This window comes from Aminobacter sp. LjRoot7, from assembly GCF_964252895.1.
GTDB lineage: Bacteria > Pseudomonadota > Alphaproteobacteria > Rhizobiales > Rhizobiaceae > Aminobacter > Aminobacter aminovorans_B.
Genome location: NZ_CAXUPX020000004.1, coordinates 357943 through 373837, shown reverse-complemented (window position 1 = coordinate 373837; position 15895 = coordinate 357943). Strand labels below are relative to the sequence as shown.

Annotated in this window: 17 protein-coding genes; 15 read left to right on the top strand and 2 right to left on the bottom strand. The window is 63.1% G+C overall.

The genetic code is table 11. The features are described from left to right. Positions 1-79: 79 nt before the first annotated feature. Both ACSQ3E_RS14905 and hemB read right to left on the bottom strand, forming a co-directional pair. Positions 80-550, bottom strand: a complete 471-nt coding sequence (locus ACSQ3E_RS14905; protein WP_436123278.1) for an RDD family protein — start codon at positions 548-550, stop codon at positions 80-82. Positions 551-665: 115 nt separating this feature from the next. Next, positions 666-1697 carry a porphobilinogen synthase gene (gene hemB, locus ACSQ3E_RS14900; RefSeq protein ID WP_436123277.1) on the bottom strand — a complete coding sequence of 344 codons (1032 nt, stop codon included), beginning with the start codon at positions 1695-1697 and terminating at the stop codon, positions 666-668. A 143-nt stretch (positions 1698-1840) separates the two neighbouring features. On the opposite strand from hemB, the gene ACSQ3E_RS14895 reads away from it, so the two are divergent. The 15 genes from ACSQ3E_RS14895 (at position 1841) to ACSQ3E_RS14825 (ending at position 15894) form a co-directional block, all read left to right on the top strand. Then, entirely contained in the window at positions 1841-2878 is a 1038-nt protein-coding gene (locus ACSQ3E_RS14895; protein WP_436123368.1) for an enoyl-CoA hydratase/isomerase family protein, read from the top strand. A 26-nt stretch (positions 2879-2904) separates the two neighbouring features. Then, entirely contained in the window at positions 2905-3297 is a 393-nt protein-coding gene (locus tag ACSQ3E_RS14890; protein WP_436123367.1) for a DUF6163 family protein, read from the top strand. A gap of 316 nt (positions 3298-3613) precedes the next feature. Continuing rightward, positions 3614-4129: a transcriptional regulator LdtR gene (gene ldtR / locus ACSQ3E_RS14885; protein WP_109576855.1), complete on the top strand. Its 516-nt coding sequence runs from the start codon at positions 3614-3616 to the stop codon at positions 4127-4129. A 413-nt stretch (positions 4130-4542) separates the two neighbouring features. Beyond that, the gene (locus ACSQ3E_RS14880) at positions 4543-5796 is read left to right on the top strand and encodes a L,D-transpeptidase family protein (protein WP_310326712.1); all 1254 of its coding nucleotides are present in this window, start codon (positions 4543-4545) and stop codon (positions 5794-5796) included. Between the two features lie 188 nt (positions 5797-5984). Further along, complete coding sequence (glyA, locus tag ACSQ3E_RS14875) at positions 5985-7286, top strand: serine hydroxymethyltransferase (protein WP_067962994.1); 1302 nt, start codon at positions 5985-5987, stop codon at positions 7284-7286. A gap of 137 nt (positions 7287-7423) precedes the next feature. Further along, on the top strand, positions 7424-7888 hold the full coding sequence (nrdR, locus tag ACSQ3E_RS14870) for a transcriptional regulator NrdR (RefSeq protein ID WP_067962991.1): 465 nt from the start codon (positions 7424-7426) through the stop codon (positions 7886-7888). A 3-nt stretch (positions 7889-7891) separates the two neighbouring features. After that, entirely contained in the window at positions 7892-9016 is a 1125-nt protein-coding gene (ribD, locus tag ACSQ3E_RS14865; protein ID WP_436123276.1) for a bifunctional diaminohydroxyphosphoribosylaminopyrimidine deaminase/5-amino-6-(5-phosphoribosylamino)uracil reductase RibD, read from the top strand. Next, complete coding sequence (locus tag ACSQ3E_RS14860; RefSeq protein WP_436123275.1) at positions 9016-9633, top strand: riboflavin synthase; 618 nt, start codon at positions 9016-9018, stop codon at positions 9631-9633. Before ribD ends, ACSQ3E_RS14860 begins: the two co-directional genes overlap by 1 nt. 114 nt (positions 9634-9747) lie before the next feature. Further along, the gene (gene ribH, locus ACSQ3E_RS14855; RefSeq protein ID WP_436123274.1) at positions 9748-10212 is read left to right on the top strand and encodes a 6,7-dimethyl-8-ribityllumazine synthase; all 465 of its coding nucleotides are present in this window, start codon (positions 9748-9750) and stop codon (positions 10210-10212) included. Next, positions 10209-10709 carry a transcription antitermination factor NusB gene (nusB, locus tag ACSQ3E_RS14850; RefSeq protein ID WP_310326720.1) on the top strand — a complete coding sequence of 167 codons (501 nt, stop codon included), beginning with the start codon at positions 10209-10211 and terminating at the stop codon, positions 10707-10709. The genes ribH and nusB overlap by 4 nt, the downstream gene beginning before the upstream one ends. After that, complete coding sequence (locus tag ACSQ3E_RS14845) at positions 10706-11908, top strand: MFS transporter (RefSeq protein WP_310326722.1); 1203 nt, start codon at positions 10706-10708, stop codon at positions 11906-11908. Before nusB ends, ACSQ3E_RS14845 begins: the two co-directional genes overlap by 4 nt. Before the next feature lie 156 nt (positions 11909-12064). Then, positions 12065-12976 carry a glycine betaine ABC transporter substrate-binding protein OsmF gene (gene osmF / locus ACSQ3E_RS14840; RefSeq protein WP_436123273.1) on the top strand — a complete coding sequence of 304 codons (912 nt, stop codon included), beginning with the start codon at positions 12065-12067 and terminating at the stop codon, positions 12974-12976. Positions 12977-13037: 61 nt separating this feature from the next. Further along, positions 13038-14207, top strand: coding sequence for an ABC transporter permease (locus tag ACSQ3E_RS14835; protein WP_436123272.1), 1170 nt, complete (start codon positions 13038-13040; stop codon positions 14205-14207). Then, the gene (locus ACSQ3E_RS14830) at positions 14204-15142 is read left to right on the top strand and encodes an ABC transporter ATP-binding protein (RefSeq protein WP_436123271.1); all 939 of its coding nucleotides are present in this window, start codon (positions 14204-14206) and stop codon (positions 15140-15142) included. Before ACSQ3E_RS14835 ends, ACSQ3E_RS14830 begins: the two co-directional genes overlap by 4 nt. Beyond that, complete coding sequence (locus ACSQ3E_RS14825; RefSeq protein WP_436123270.1) at positions 15139-15894, top strand: ABC transporter permease; 756 nt, start codon at positions 15139-15141, stop codon at positions 15892-15894. Before ACSQ3E_RS14830 ends, ACSQ3E_RS14825 begins: the two co-directional genes overlap by 4 nt. Position 15895: the final 1 nt, after the last annotated feature.

The window sequence follows — 15895 nt, the reverse complement described above, 5'->3', positions numbered from 1 at the left end:
ACATGAATGTGAAGGCAAGCCCAATCTTTGCCTTCACATTTTGGCGCAAGTGCCGGTTTTGACTCGCCGAATGGCAATTTTAGCTGTCGCTGCGGCTGACCACGGTGCCAAGCAGCAGGTCATGCAGTGTGCGCTTGCGGTCGGAAAACAGCGAAACCAGCAGCACCAGCGGCGTCAGAACAACGTTGCCGGCCCAGAACAGCACCGAGTGAACCACCGCCAGGAGGCCATCGATCGGCCTGCCGTCGAGCCGGTCGAGCCGGATGCCCATCATGCGCATGCCGGTCGTTGCCTGGTTCGGCCCGCCGAGCGTCATCCAGATGTAAAGCAGGGCAACTGCGGGAAACAGCACGCCGAACAGCGCCCAGCCAAGGCCGAGCGTCAGCACGCCGAGAAAGAAGATGATGATGGCGAAGGGGATCATCAGAAGACCGACGATCAGATAGTCGATCAGGAACGCCAGGATGCGGCGGGTGCGCACGCCGTCATAGGCGCGGCTGTCGTCGAGCCTGCTGTTGATGATTTCGCCGTCCAGAACGCGTGCGGTCATGACTTCCTCTAAGGGCGGACGAGATTGTCCGCGCCGGAAACAAATGGGAATTGCAGCGCCGGTTTCAAGAATTCCGGCGCGGGCTGGCAGAAATCCTGGAGGGGAAGCTCGGGCCTCAGCCCTTCAGCATCTCGGCCACTTCGGGCGCGAAGTAGGTCAGGATGCCGTCGCAGCCGGCGCGCTTGAAGGCGAGCAGGCTTTCCAGCATCGCCTTTTCGCCGTCGATCCAGCCATTGGCACCAGCTGCCTTGATCATCGAATATTCGCCTGACACCTGGTAGGCGAAAGTCGGCACGCGGAACTCGTCCTTCAGCCGGCGGATGATGTCGAGATAGGGCAGGCCCGGCTTGACCATCAGCATGTCGGCGCCCTCGGCGAGATCCTGCTCGGCCTCGCGCACCGCCTCGTCGGAGTTGGCGTGGTCGATGTAATAGGTCTTCTTGTCGCCCTTGAGCAGGCCCTGCGTGCCGATCGCCTCGCGGTAGGGGCCATAGAAGGCCGAAGCGAACTTGGTCGCATAAGACATGATGGCCACGTCGTGGAAGCCGTTGTCGTCGAGCGCGTCGCGGATCGCGCCGATGCGGCCATCCATCATGTCGGAGGGGGCGATGATGTCGGAACCGGCCGCGGCCTGCAGCACGGCGGCGGCCGCCACCTGGGCAACCGTCTCGTCATTGACGATGACGCCGTCGCGCAGGATGCCGTCATGACCATGGCTGGTGAACGGGTCGAGGGCGACGTCGGTGATGATGCCGATCTCCGGCACCGCTGCCTTGATGGCGCGGGTGGCGCGGTTGATGATGTTGTCGGGCTCGAGAATATGCGCGCCGGTCTGGTCGCGCAGGCCCATCTCGACATTGGGGAAGGTGGCAAGCGCGGGAATGCCGAGCTTTGCCGCCCGTTCCGCTTCCTTGACGGCGAAATCGACCGACATGCGATAAACGCCGGGCATCGCCGGTATGACTTCCCGACGGTTCTCGCCGTCGATGATGAAGATCGGCCAGATCAGGTCGTCGACCGTCAGGCGGTTTTCCTGGACGAGCCGGCGCGACCAGTCGGCCTTGCGCATGCGGCGCAGGCGGCGGCTGCCGGTGATCTCGTCGACGCTGCGGGCGCCGGCTGGCTTGGCTGGGGTGAACTTGTTCATCGGCATTCTCCGGCAATTGTGCAGTTTTTAGCATGCCGGTTTGCCCAAGACCAAGATGCAGGATGGGACCTGCGGCATTGACGCACCCATGCGCTCCACATTAGCTCTGCACACTCAGCCTGATGTGAGGGATTCCAGTGGACATGGACTTTGGCGGCGACGACGAAATCCGCTTCGAGCGCTCCGGAGCCGCCGGCATCGTCACGCTGACGCGGCCACAGGCGCTGAACGCGCTGACCCACAAGATGGTGCTGGCGCTGTCCAGGGCACTCACCGCATGGCAGGTCGACCCCAACGTCGCAATCGTCGTGGTCAAGGCCGAGGGTAGGGCATTTTGTGCCGGCGGCGATATCCTGCACGTCTATCACGCCGGCCTCGCCGGCAATGCGCCGGTCGACTTTTTCGCCGATGAATACCGGCTCAACACCCAGATCCAGCGCTACCCCAAGCCATATGTCTCGTTCATCGACGGCATCGTCATGGGCGGCGGCGTCGGCATTTCCTTTCATGGCTCGCACCGGGTGCTGACCGAAAATGCGCAGTTCGCCATGCCGGAAGTCGGAATCGGCTTCTTTCCCGACGTCGGCGGCAGCCATTTGCTGCCCGACCTCGGCGGCCATTTCGGCATGTACCTGGCGCTGACCGGCAACAGGATCCGCTACGGCGACGCGTTGTGGTCGGGCCTCGCGACGCACACGATTTCGGCCGACGGGCAGATCGGGCTGCTGGAGCGCCTGTGCGAGACCGGCGAGCCGGAAGCGATGCTGCGCAATTTCTTCCGCCCGGCCAAGCGCGAGACCGAGCGCGAGACGCTGGAGGCGATCGCCAGGCACTTCTCCGCGGCGACGCTGTCTGACGTCATCGCCAGCCTGGAAGCGGATTCGAGCGAGTTCGCCCAAAAGACGCTTGCGACCATCCAGCAGCGTTCGCCCACCAGCCTGTCAGTTGCCTTCCGGCAGGTGAGGGCCGGCCTTACCATGTCGATGGAAGACTGCATGCGGATGGAGTTCCGCATCCTCAGCCGCATGCTGGCCGGCCGCGACTTCTATGAAGGTATCCGTGCCGTTCTGGTCGACAAGGGTTCGACGCCGCAATGGCAACCGGCCCGGCTTGAGGATGTCGATCCCCTCGACATCGACCGCTATTTCGAAACGCTTGGCGACAGGGAACTTGCCCTTTGACCGACAGTGCAAGCCGCCTGCGCGAGATGCATCCGTCGGCAATAGAGAGCGCCTTCGCTTTGTTCCTGCGCGTCGTGGCCGGCTACTGCCTGCTGTTCGGCATCCTCTACTGGGTTCGCCTCATCGGCCTCTATGACGGCCCGCTCTGGCGTTTCGACCTGATGCCGATCCATTGGCAGGTCGCGGCGGTGACGCTTTCGGTGTTTTTCCCCTTCGCCGCCATCGGCCTGTGGATGCTGTCGTCCTGGGGCCCGGTCATCTGGTTTATTTGTGCCGTGACCGAGATCGCGATGTATGCCGGTTTCCCCGAACTGTTCGGAAGCCGGCCGCTGATCGTCGTCTCCCATATTGCCGTGGCTCTGATCTACGCGGCCTTCCGCATCGTCCTGCACCTGAAAAGGCGCCGTGCCGCGCACTAGAGCGTTTCCGCCTTCCTTCGGACAGCGGCCGCTCTCTGTCTTTTTGTTTTGCGCAATTCCGGACGGAAAGCCGCTTCACGGCTTTCCTGGAATTGCTCCGGCCAACGCTTTCAGTGCGTTGGCCGACATTCCGTAAAATACAAGGTTAATTATTCTTACTCGAAGTGGGGTTTGTTAACCCTCTTTCGAAACCTGTCCCCGGTAAGCCCTTGTTAAGCCTGACGTTTAAGTCGAATTTTATGGGTATTCGATAAGTTCGCGATCAAGGTGACATCAAACAAAAAAGTCACCAGGCGAAAACAGAGAGGCAAAGACAATGATCAATTCGCGTCAGGTGGCCAAGCCCGCCATGGTTTCCGAGGACCGTAACGAAGCGATCCGTTCGCTTTACATGGAATCTCTGCAGCTTGTTGAAAGACTTCATCGTCGTCTTCTTGACGTTATCAAGGATGAATTCGACCGCAACGGCCGCAGCGACATCAATGCGATCCAGGCTCTGCTGCTCTTCAACATCGGCAATGCAGAACTGACCGCCGGCGAATTGCGCTCACGCGGCTACTATCTCGGCTCGAACGTCTCCTACAACCTCAAGAAGCTTGTCGAGCTCGGCTTCATCAACCACCAGCGCTCGCGCATCGACCGTCGCTCGGTCCGTGTCAGCCTGACGCCGAAGGGTCAGGACGTGGCCGAGGTGGTTGCAGGTCTCTATGATCGCCATGTCGGTTCGATCGAGCATGTCGGCGGCATCAACACCGACGAGTTCAAGCAGATGAACCGCGCCCTGCAGCGCCTCGACCGCTTCTGGAACGACACCATCGCCTACCGGATGTAAGTGTGCAGGGAAGGGGAATAGGGCAGTAAGACAGCAGGGCAATGGGTCAACATGACCTCCGGTGCCGCGCTTATTTCTGACTGCCCTTCTGCCTTACTGCCCTATTCCCATCTTCCCAAAGGAACGACCTCCAGTCGCAGGGCCGGTTGCAGAAATGCACCGGTCCTTCCCTTTTTAGCTCGCCGACATTCAATGGAAGGGGTGCCAGCCATGTTGCCGCCATATTCGAATGACTATCGGGAAGCTGTGATGTGCCAGATCTGCCTGTTCGGCCGTCAGCAACCCGTGCGATGAAGTCGCGTTTCACGCTCTAGTGATGCCGGGTTATGGTTGGCTAATTGTTAAGTATGGCCGTCATATCGTCGCGGGAGATTTCCTGCCGGTTGTGTTGCGCGAATATGTCTGGAACGTCCATGAAAACTAGCCGCCGTTTCTTTCTCTCCGGTGCCGGCGCGATCGCCATGGCAGCCTTGTCGGGCGCAGCCAGCGCTCAGGATGTGATCGGCGAAGTTCTCGGCTCGTCGCGCCGCGGCAACTGGGATGACCAGTTCGATGCCCGCGTCAGCCAGGGCGCCAAGGTTGCCAGCACGCTGCCGGTGTTCACCTCGCAGACGGCCGCTTTCACCCAGCAGGCGATTGCCCAGTATCAGAACATCGTCGCCCAGGGCGGCTGGCCGGTCGTTCCGGCCACCAAGAAGCTCCGCCTCGGCGTCGAGGACCCCGATGTCCAGGTGTTGCGCAAGCGCCTGATGATTTCGGGTGACCTGTCGCCGCGTGCAGGCCTTTCCGATTCCTTCGACACCTATGTCGATGCCGCCTTGAAGCGCTTCCAGGCACGCCACGGCCTGCCGGATGACGGCGTCATGGGCCAGTACACCTACGCGGCTATGAACATCAGCGCCCAGATTCGCCTTGGCCAGCTCGAGACCAACCTCGGCCGCATCCAGGCCCAGGCCGGCACGCTCGGCCAGCGCTATGTCAACGTCAACATTCCGGCTGCCCAGGTCGAAGCTGTCGAGAACGACCGCGTCGTGCTGCGCCACACGGCAATCGTCGGCAAGGTCGACCGCCAGTCGCCGATCGTCAATTCGAAGATCAACGAGATCGTCGTCAACCCGTACTGGAACGCACCGGTGTCGATCGTCCGCAAGGACATCATCCCGCTGATGCGCAAGAACCCGAACTACCTGACCGACAACAAGATCCGCCTGTTTGCGCCCGATGGCAGCGAAGTTGATCCGATGAACGTCGACTGGTCGACGGAAGAGGCGGCGAAGTACCGCTTCCGCCAGGATCCCGGCGCCAACAACGCCATGGCTTCGGTCAAGATCAACTTCCCGAGCCCGGATGGCGTCTACATGCATGATACGCCGCAGCAGAGCCTGTTCGGCAAGCTGATGCGCTTCGACTCCTCGGGCTGCGTCCGCGTCCAGAACGTGCGCGACCTCGTCACCTGGATCCTGCGTGACACGCCAGGCTGGAGCCGCTCGCATTTCGAGCAGGCCATCAAGTCGGGCGAAAATACCCCGGTTCCTGTCACCAACCCGGTACCGGTCTACTTCACCTACGTCTCGGCATGGTCGACCGGCGATGGCGTCGTGCAGTTCCGCGACGACATCTATGGCCGCGACGGTGTCGATGAGCTGCAGATCACCTCGGCTCTCTGATCGAGCCGCAGCGACAACCAAAAAGCCGCCTTTCGGGGCGGCTTTTTTCATTCTCCGGCCCTTTGGTCCAAATGCGACCACGAAATTTCGCACCGCACGTGGCGACGCTGGGGCAAGTATGTTAATGGCCGCCGAACTTCCCCGATGCCCCTCCGGACCAGTCCCCGGACCAGCAAGGATCAGAACCGATGGCCGCTTCGAAACACCTCGAAACCTTCTTTGGAACCCCGCTCGAGGAGGCCGATCCGGAGATCTTCGGCTCGATCCGCAACGAACTCGGTCGCCAGCGCCACGAGATCGAGCTGATCGCCTCGGAAAACATCGTTTCCCGTGCCGTGCTCGAGGCACAGGGCTCGATCATGACCAACAAGTACGCCGAGGGTTATCCCGGCAAGCGCTACTATGGCGGCTGCCAGTTCGTCGACGTCGCCGAGGAGCTCGCCATCGAGCGCGCCAAGAAGCTGTTCGACTGCAAGTTCGCCAACGTCCAGCCAAATTCCGGCAGCCAGATGAACCAGGCGGTGTTCCTGGCGCTGCTGCAGCCCGGCGACACCTTCATGGGCCTCGACCTGAATTCGGGCGGTCACCTGACCCACGGCTCGCCGGTCAACATGTCCGGTAAGTGGTTCAAGGTCGTCTCCTACGGCGTGCGCAAGGACGACAACCTGCTCGACATGGACGAGGTCGCGCGCCTTGCCCGCGAGAACAAGCCGAAGCTGATCCTCGCCGGCGGCACCGCTTATTCCCGCATCTGGGACTGGAAGCGCTTCCGCGAGATCGCCGATGAAGTCGGCGCCTATCTGATGGTCGACATGGCCCACATCGCCGGCCTGGTTGCCGGTGGAGTGCACCCGTCGCCGCTGCCGCACGCCCATGTCGTCACCACCACCACGCACAAGTCGCTGCGCGGCCCGCGCGGCGGCATGATCCTGACCAATGACGAGGACATCGCCAAGAAGATGAACTCGGCCGTGTTCCCCGGCCTGCAGGGCGGCCCGCTGATGCACGTCATCGCCGCCAAGGCGGTCGCTTTCGGCGAAGCGCTGAAGCCGGAGTTCAAGACCTATGCGGCGAATGTCGTCGCCAACGCCAAGGCGCTGGCCGCGAGCCTCAAGGACACCGGCCTCGACATCGTTTCGGGCGGCACCGACAACCATCTGATGCTGGTCGACCTGCGCCCCAAGAACGCCACCGGCAAGCGTGCCGAGGCAGCGCTCGGCCGCGCCAACATCACCTGTAACAAGAACGGCATTCCCTTCGACCCGGAAAAGCCCTTCGTCACCTCGGGCGTGCGTCTCGGCACGCCGGCAGGCACCACCCGCGGCTTCGGCGAGGCCGAGTTCCGCGAGATCGGCCAGCTGATCACCGAAGTGCTCGACGGCCTCAAGGTCGCCAATTCGGACGAGGGCAACGCTGCCGTCGAAGCGGCCGTCAAGCAGAAGGTCGTCAGCCTGACCGAACGCTTTCCGCTCTATCCTTATCTCGGCTAAGCATCCTTCGGCCGGAGGCCGTAAAAAGCCTTCACATTTCGAAGCCCCGTGCCGGTCATCCCGGCATGGGGCTTCTGCTTTCCGGGATGATGCATTAAGCCTTTCCCGGTCGAGGATTCGAATGACAAGGCTGAACGATGCGCTGCCCATATTGCCAGTCTGAAGACACGCAGGTGAAGGACTCGCGTCCGGCCGAGGACGGTGCCGCGATCCGTCGCCGGCGTATCTGCCCGGTTTGCGGCGGTCGTTTCACCACCTTCGAGCGCGTCCAGCTACGCGACCTCGTCGTGCTCAAGAAGACTGGCCGCAAGGTGCCGTTCGACCGCGACAAGCTGGCCCGTTCGGTCGAGATCGCCGTGCGCAAGCGCAATGTCGATCCCGAGCGCATCGAACGTGCCGTGACCGGCATCGTCCGCCAGCTCGAAAGCTCCGGCGAAACCGAGATTCCGTCAGGCGAAATCGGCCGCCTGGTGATGGAAGCGCTGAAGACGCTCGACGACGTCGCCTATGTCAGGTTTGCTTCCGTCTACCGCAATTTCCGCGAGGCCAAGGACTTCCATGAGGTCCTGGGCGAACTGAAGGGCGACGAGGAAGCCAGCTGAACGATGGTCGAAAACAGTGCATCCGGGCAGGACAGGATTGATCGCCGCTACATGGCAGCCGCTCTCAGGCTGTCGCGCAAGAACCTCGGACTGACCTCGACCAACCCGGCGGTCGGCACGCTCATCATTCGCGACGACGGCAATGGACCTGTCATCATCGGCCGCGGCGTCACCGCCATTGGCGGGCGGCCGCATGCGGAAGCCGAAGCGCTTGCCGAAGCGGGTGTACTGGCGCGCGGCGCCACCGCCTATGTCACGCTTGAGCCCTGTGCCCATCATGGCCGCACGCCGCCTTGCGCCAATGCGCTGGTTACCGCAGGCATAACACGCGTCGTTGGCGCCGCCAGCGATCCGGACCCGCGTGTTTCCGGCAAGGGCTATGCGATCCTTCGCAGCGCCGGCATCGAGGTCAAGGAGGGCGTTCTTGCCCGCGAGGCCGCCGATCAGCTCGCCGGCTACATGAATCGCTCGATGAGAAAGCGCCCGGAAGTGATTCTGAAGCTTGCGCTTTCCGCCGATGGCATGATCGGCAGGCGAGGCGAGGGACAGATCGGCATCACTGGCGAGATCGCCCGCCGCCAGGTCCATGTCATGCGCGCCGAATGCGATGCCATTCTGATCGGCATCGGCACCGCCATCGCTGACGATCCCGAGCTCACCGTCAGGCTGCCTGGACTGCGCAGCCGTTCGCCGGCCCGCATCGTGCTCGACCGGCTGACACGCCTGCCTGCGACGTCGAAGCTGGCGCGCTCGGCGTCCGACGTTCCGGTGCTTGTCGCCGCCTGCTCGGACAGCCAAGTCGCCAACAGGGCGGAGCTGGAGCGAGCCGGGGTAAAATTCCTGGCGACCGAGACTTATGATGGTCGCGTGGCGCTGCCGGAGCTTCTTGAGGACCTGGGCAACCAGGGCATGTCGCGCATCATCGTCGAAGGCGGCGCCGACACGGCTCGTGCCTTCCTCGACGAGGGGCTGGTCGACCGCATCGCGCTGTTCTACGGCCCCGAGGCCATTGGTACGGACGGTATTGCAGCCCCGATTGGCCGCGACCATATACCGGCAGGGTTCTCCCTGGTGCGCGAGGCGCGCTTCGGCGAGGACAGCTTCGCCGAATGGATAAGGGAAATCTGATGTTTACCGGGATCGTCACCGACGTGGCTACAGTCGCGTCCGCAGCCCAGCTCGACCAGGGCGTCCGCCTGCGCATCGACACCGCCTATGATCCGAAGACCATCGACATCGGTGCTTCGATTTCCTGTTCCGGCGTCTGCCTGACCGTGGTTACGCTTCCGGAGGCAACCTCCAACGCGCGCTGGTTCGAGGTCGAAGCCTGGGAAGAGGCGCTGCGCCTGACCACCGCGAGCGGTTGGAAGGCCGGCAGCAAGATCAACCTGGAGCGCGCCCTGAAGATCGGCGACGAGCTGGGCGGTCACATCGTTTCAGGCCATGTCGACGGAATGGCCGAGATCGTCGCGCGCGAGGACGAGGGCGAGGCGGTACGCTTCCGCCTCGAGGCACCGCGCGAGCTGGCCAGGTTCATCGCACCCAAGGGCTCGGTTGCACTCGACGGTACGTCGCTGACCGTCAACAAGGTTGAAGGCACCCGCTTCGATGTGCTGCTGATCCATCATTCGCTGCAGGTGACGACCTGGGGCGAGCGCAAGGTCGGCGACCGGGTCAATCTCGAGATCGACACCATGGCACGTTACGCCGCGCGCCTTGCCGAGGCGGCCAGGGAAGGGCTCTGACCCGGGGCAGTGGCCGTTGTCGCTGGACAGCGGTTTCCTGCCACAGGCCTTAACACTTCGCTTGCGAACTCACCCGGTTCGGCCTAAGTCAGCCGCTCCTGCCGGAGATTTTACATGGCCAACGACAAGCAATTGAAGCTCCTCATCGTCGAGGCGCGCTTCTACGACGACCTTTCGGACGCGCTGCTGGACGGCGCCAAGGCCGCCCTGGATGCTGCGGGTGCAGCATACGACGTCGTGACCGTTCCCGGCGCGCTCGAAATCCCGGCCGTGATCTCGTTCGCGCTCGATGCAGCCGACGACGAAGGCACTCAGTATGACGGCTATGTCGCGCTCGGCACCGTCATCCGCGGCGAGACCTATCACTTCGATATCGTCGCCAATGAATCCTGCCGTGCGATCATGGATCTCTCGGTTGCTGAGTCGATTGCCGTCGGCAACGGCATCCTGACAGTCGAAAACGACGACCAGGCCTGGGCGCGTGCCCGCCGTACCGAAGGCGACAAGGGTGGCTTTGCCGCCCGCGCCGCCCTGACTATGATCGCCATACGCGAAAAACTCGGAGCAGCGCGCTCGTGACGTCTTCCGAAGATAACGGCCAGCCGCCCGTCCGCCACGCCAACAAGCGCGGTGCTGCCCGTCTGGCTGCTGTCCAGGCCTTGTACCAGATGGACGTTGCCGGCAGCGGCCTGCTCGAAATCACCGCCGAATACGAGGCATTTCGCCTTGGCAAGGAAGTCGACGGCGCGCTCTACCGCGAGGCCGACGCCCAGTGGTTCCGCGCCATCCTTGCCGGTGTCGTCGAAAACCAAAAGGTTGTCGATCCGGTCATCCGTCAGTCGCTGACCGAGGACTGGCCATTGTCGCGCCTGGACTCGACGTTGCGCGCCATCCTGCGCGCTGGCGTCTACGAATTGATGAAGCGCCTGGACGTGCCGGTGGCGGTGATCGTGTCGGAATATGTCGACATCGCCAAGGCATTCTACGTCGAAGACGAGCCCAAGCTCGTCAACGCTGTACTGGATCGTGTCTCGCGCAAGCTGCGCGGCGAAGGCAAGGGCAAGGACGCATTATGACCGGTGGCGAACGCGAAGCGCGGCGAACAGCTTACATTCTCGCCGCATCGCAAGCCATCATAGGTTCCGCCGCTCCCATCTCCTTCGCCATTGGCGGCCTCGCCGGCTACTATCTGCTCGGCGAGGACAAGTCGCTGGCAACACTTCCCATCACTGGCTTCAGCCTAGGGTTGGCAATCGGCGCCCTGCCGGCGGCCGCCATCATCCGTGCTATCGGCCAGCGCAGCGGTTTCATGTTCGGCACGGCAGTCACCGCCCTCGGTGGTGCTGTTGCCACGCTCGCGTTGTTCCGCGCCGAATTCTGGCTCTTCGTCTTCGGCCTGGTGCTGCTAGGGGCCGGCGGTGCCTTCGTCCAGCAGTTCCGCTTTGCCGCCGCCGACAATGCGCCGCCCCAGTTCAAGGCCAATGCGATCTCCTTCGTGCTCGCAGGCGGTATAATCACCGCCATCATCGGGCCGCAGATCGTCATCTTCACGCGCGAGCTGTTCGCTCCGGTGATGTTTGCCGGTTCCTTTGCCTCAATCATCGGCTTGGCAGCCGTTGGCGCCTGTATCCTGTACTTCCTGCGGGTCAAGGAGCCTGCCCAGGATCATCACGAGACGTCCGAAGCCGGCGCGCGTCCGCTGTTGGAGATCGTCACCGAGCCGCGCTTCGCTGCGGCGCTCACCTGCGCCGTCGGCACCTACACGCTGATGAGTTTCGTCATGACCGGCGCGCCGCTGGCCATGGTCGGCTGCGGCTTTTCGCCTGATGAGGCGACGCTGGGCATCTCCTGGCACGTCATGGCCATGTTCGGTCCCAGCTTCTTCACCGGCCGCGTTATCCAGCGTTTCGGCGCGGAACGTGTCGTCGCCTTCGGCCTTTTCCTTCTCATTGCCTGCGCCATCGTTGCCCTGTCGGGTATCGCGCTCTGGCAGTTCTGGACGGCGCTGATCCTGCTCGGCCTGGGCTGGAACTTCGGCTTCATCGGCGCCACGGCCATCGTCTCGACAGCCTATCGCCCTTCGGAGAAGAGCAAGGTCCAGGGTTTCCACGACTTCGTCCTGTTCGGCGCCGTCGCCTTCGCCTCGCTGATGTCCGGCGCGGTCTACAACGCCTATGGCTGGGAAATGCTCAACTGGATCGTCTTCCCGGTTTGCGCGATCAGCCTGGGAGCGCTTGCGACTCTCTCCCTGACACGCCGGCGCCAAGCCACCTGACAGTACGTTGTCGGCAGCATTGGCCGCCGATTTCTTCGAAGCGCAAAAAAATATTGCGCATGCCCCGCGCATTGTGAAACCGTATGCCCCGACGGAAGCCGTGTCGCCATGCTCTTATGCGGCCACCGGATTCCGGGAATGAAAAGGGGCTTCACCATGCGTCAAACCAAAACAATCGCCGCAGCGATCATCGCGCTCGGCCTCGCCACCAGCGCTGCGAGCGCGCAGGTGGTGGTGTCTTCCAAGATCGATACCGAAGGCGGCGTGCTCGGCAACATCATCAAGGCGGTGCTCGACGCCAACAACATCGCCACCACCGACCGCATCCAGCTCGGTGCGACGCCTGTCGTGCGCAAGGCGATCACCGCCGGCGAGATCGACATCTATCCCGAGTACACCGGCAATGCCGGCTTCTTCTTCGAAAAGGCCGATGATCCGCTGTGGAAGGACGCCGCCAAGGGTTTCGAGACCGCCAAGCAGCTCGACTACGACGCCAACAAGATCGTCTGGCTGTCGCCGTCGCCGGCCAACAACACCTGGGCGATTGCGCTGCGCAAGGACGTGGCCGAGACCAACAAGCTCGCCACGCTGAGCGACTTCGGCAAATACGTTGCCGGCGGTGGTACAGTCGTGCTGGCCGCGTCGTCCGAGTTCGTCAATTCGGCAGCGGCACTCCCGGCCTTCCAGACCACCTACGGCTTCACCCTCAAGCCGGAGCAGCTGATCACGCTTTCAGGCGGCGATACCGCTGCCACCATCGGTGCCGCTGCCAACCAGACCAACGGCGCCAATGCCGCCATGGTCTATGGCACCGACGGCGGCATCGCGCCGTCCGGCCTGGTTGTTCTCAGCGACGACAAGGGCGTGCAGCCGGTCTACCAGCCGGCGCCAATCATCCGTGAAGCCGTGCTCAAGGAGCACCCGGAGATCGAGACCCTGCTCAAGCCGGTGTTCGAAAAGCTCGATCTGGTCACGCTGCAGGAACTCAACGGCCGCGTTCAGGTCGGCGGTGAGCCGGCCAAGGCCGTTGCCGAAGATTTCCTGAAGAAGAACGGCTTTCTGAAGTAAGCTTCCCCGGCGCGCGCCTCATTAGGGCGCGCGCCGACGGAACCGGGGACGCATCGCAGTCGTGAGCATCAGGTTCGACAAGCTTGGCGTGGTGATCGCCGTGATCACCGCCTATGGCGCCTTCTTGGCGCCATTTGCCACTTTCCGCGCCAACCGGATCGTGGCTGGTGAGCCACGCTCGATCATCGAGGCCTTGCCGCAGCCTTTGGGCGTCGTTCTCCTGGCCATCCTGGTCGCCGCTGGCCTCGTTGCCCTGTTCAAGACGCCCCTCGTTGCACGACTTGGCGCCAGCGTCGTGGCCCTCGCATCACTCGCATTGCTGATCGGCGTTGCCGGCAGCCATTTGACGCCTGAGGGCAACTCCTTCGCTCGCATATCGCCGGCCTCCGGCTTTTGGGTCTTGATCTTTGCCTTCACCTTGCTGCTTGCCGATGTCCTGACCCGGCTGCAGCTGTCGCCGGTTGGGCGTGTAGTCGTACTCGGCATAGCTGCCGGAGCGATCTGGCTGCTGCTGGCCTCCGGGCAATGGGACAGCCTGTCGATCCTCAAGGAATATGCCAATCGCGCCGACAGTTTCTGGAACGAGGCGAGGCGCCATGTCGAACTCGCGCTCGGCTCGCTGGTTGCTGCCGTTCTTGTAGGCCTGCCACTCGGCATCCTTTGTCACCGTGTGGAGGCGCTGCGGGCAGGGGTGCTCAATGTGCTCAACATCATCCAAACCATCCCGTCCATCGCGCTGTTCGGTATCATGATCGCGCCGCTCGGCTGGGTCGCGGCCAATATTCCCGGCGCTTCGGCGCTCGGCATTCGCGGTATTGGCGCTGCCCCAGCCTTTTTCGCGCTGTTCCTCTATTCGCTGCTGCCGGTGGTCGCCAACACGGTCGTCGGTCTCGCAGGGGTGCCGCGCGCGGCCAATGACGCTGCACGCGGCATGGGTATGACCGGCTGGCAGCGGCTCAAGAACGTCGAGTTCCCGCTCGCTTTTCCGGTCATCCTCACCGGCATCCGCATCGTTCTGGTCCAGAACATTGGCCTTGCCACCATCGCAGCGCTGATCGGCGGCGGCGGCTTCGGCGTCTTTGTCTTCCAGGGTGTCGGCCAGACGGCGATGGACCTCGTCCTGCTCGGTGCCGTGCCAACGGTGGCGCTGGCCTTTGCCGCCGCCATCATCCTTGACGCGGTGGTCGAAACCATCGCGACCCGCAAATCCACTGAGGTGGCTGCTGCATGATCGAAATCGAACAGATCACCAAGCGTTATGGCGAGACCACGGTGGTCGACGACGTCTCGATGGTCATCGAGCCGCGCACGGTCACCGTGATCGTCGGCACCTCCGGTTCGGGCAAGACGACGCTGCTGCGCATGATCAATCGCCTTGTCGAGCCGACCTCCGGCACGATCAAGCTCGACGGCATCGACAACCGCTCGGTGCCTGGCCATGAGCTTCGCCGCAGCATTGGCTACGCCATCCAGGGCAATGGCCTGTTCCCGCACCGTACCGTGGCACAGAACATCGCCACCGTTCCCTCGCTGCTCGGCTGGGATGCCGCCCGCATCAAGGCGCGTGTCGACGAGTTGTTGTCTTTGCTGCAGCTCGATCCCGCAGCCTTCGGCCCACGCTATCCGCACGAGTTGTCAGGCGGCCAGCAGCAGCGCGTCGGCGTCGCCCGCGCCCTTGCTGCCGAGCCCAACGTTCTGTTGATGGACGAGCCCTTCGGCGCGCTCGACCCGATCATCCGCACCAAGGCACAGGAAGACCTGCTGGCGATCCAGAAACGCTTCGGCACGACAATCATCCTGGTCACCCATGACATGGAAGAGGCAGTGCATCTCGGTGACCGCATCGCGGTGATGGATGCCGGTCGGCTCGTCCAGTACGCTACGCCGGCCGAGATCTTGGCCAAACCCGCCAACGATTTCGTCGAAACATTGATCGGCACGAGCGATCGCCCGTTCAAGCTGTTGTCGCTTGGCACCGTCGGTGACGCGGTCGAGCCCGGCCAAGCTCAGGGCGAGGGGATTCGTGCCGAGGCAAGCCAACGTGATGCGCTCGCCGAACTGTTGTGGTCGGGACGCGCAGCCATGCCGGTAACTTCAGAGAACGGCGCTGCCCTTGGCCGCGTAACGGTCGAAGGCCTGCTGAAACGTGCGGCGAGGCCGCAATGAAGGCGTGGCTCCCGCTCCTGCTGCGCCTCTGTCTGCTGGCGTTGCTGATCGCGTTCCTGACAAATCCGCTGTGGTTCGAGCCGCTGCTCAAACCGCTGACCCAGAATGGCGCCCCGGCGATCTACAATCAGAGCAGCCTGCTGTCGCTGGCGCTGTTGCATCTGCGCACTGTCGCCATCGCCACCGCGGCGGCGATCGTCGTTGCGGTCGCGCTCGCCATTCTGGTCACACGGCCCGTTGGTGTCGAATTCCTGCCCCTGTCGCGCAGCCTAGTGAACATCGGCCAGACTTTTCCTCCGGTCGCGGTGCTGGCGCTTGCCGTTCCGGCGGTCGGCTTTGGCGAGAAGCCGACGCTGATCGCGCTTTTCCTCTATGGCCTGCTGCCGATTTTCGAAAACACCCTGACCGGCCTCACCACCACGCCGGCCAACATCGTCGAGGCCGCCCGTGGTGCCGGCATGACCGGCTGGCAGCGCCTGCTCAAGGTCGAACTGCCGCTCAGTGTGCCGGTCATCCTCGCCGGCATCCGGCTATCAGTTGTCATCAGTCTCGCCACGGCTACCATCGGTTCCACGGTTGCCGCCAAGACACTCGGCGAGGTCATCATCGCCGGGCTGCAATCCAACAACCTGGCCTTCGTCCTGCAAGGGGGCCTGATCGTCGCGGCCCTTGCCGTTCTGATCTACGACGCGCTATCGGCATTGGAGCGCATGGCGGCGCGGCGCATGGGGCAGGTCGCGCAGGCAGCCTAGT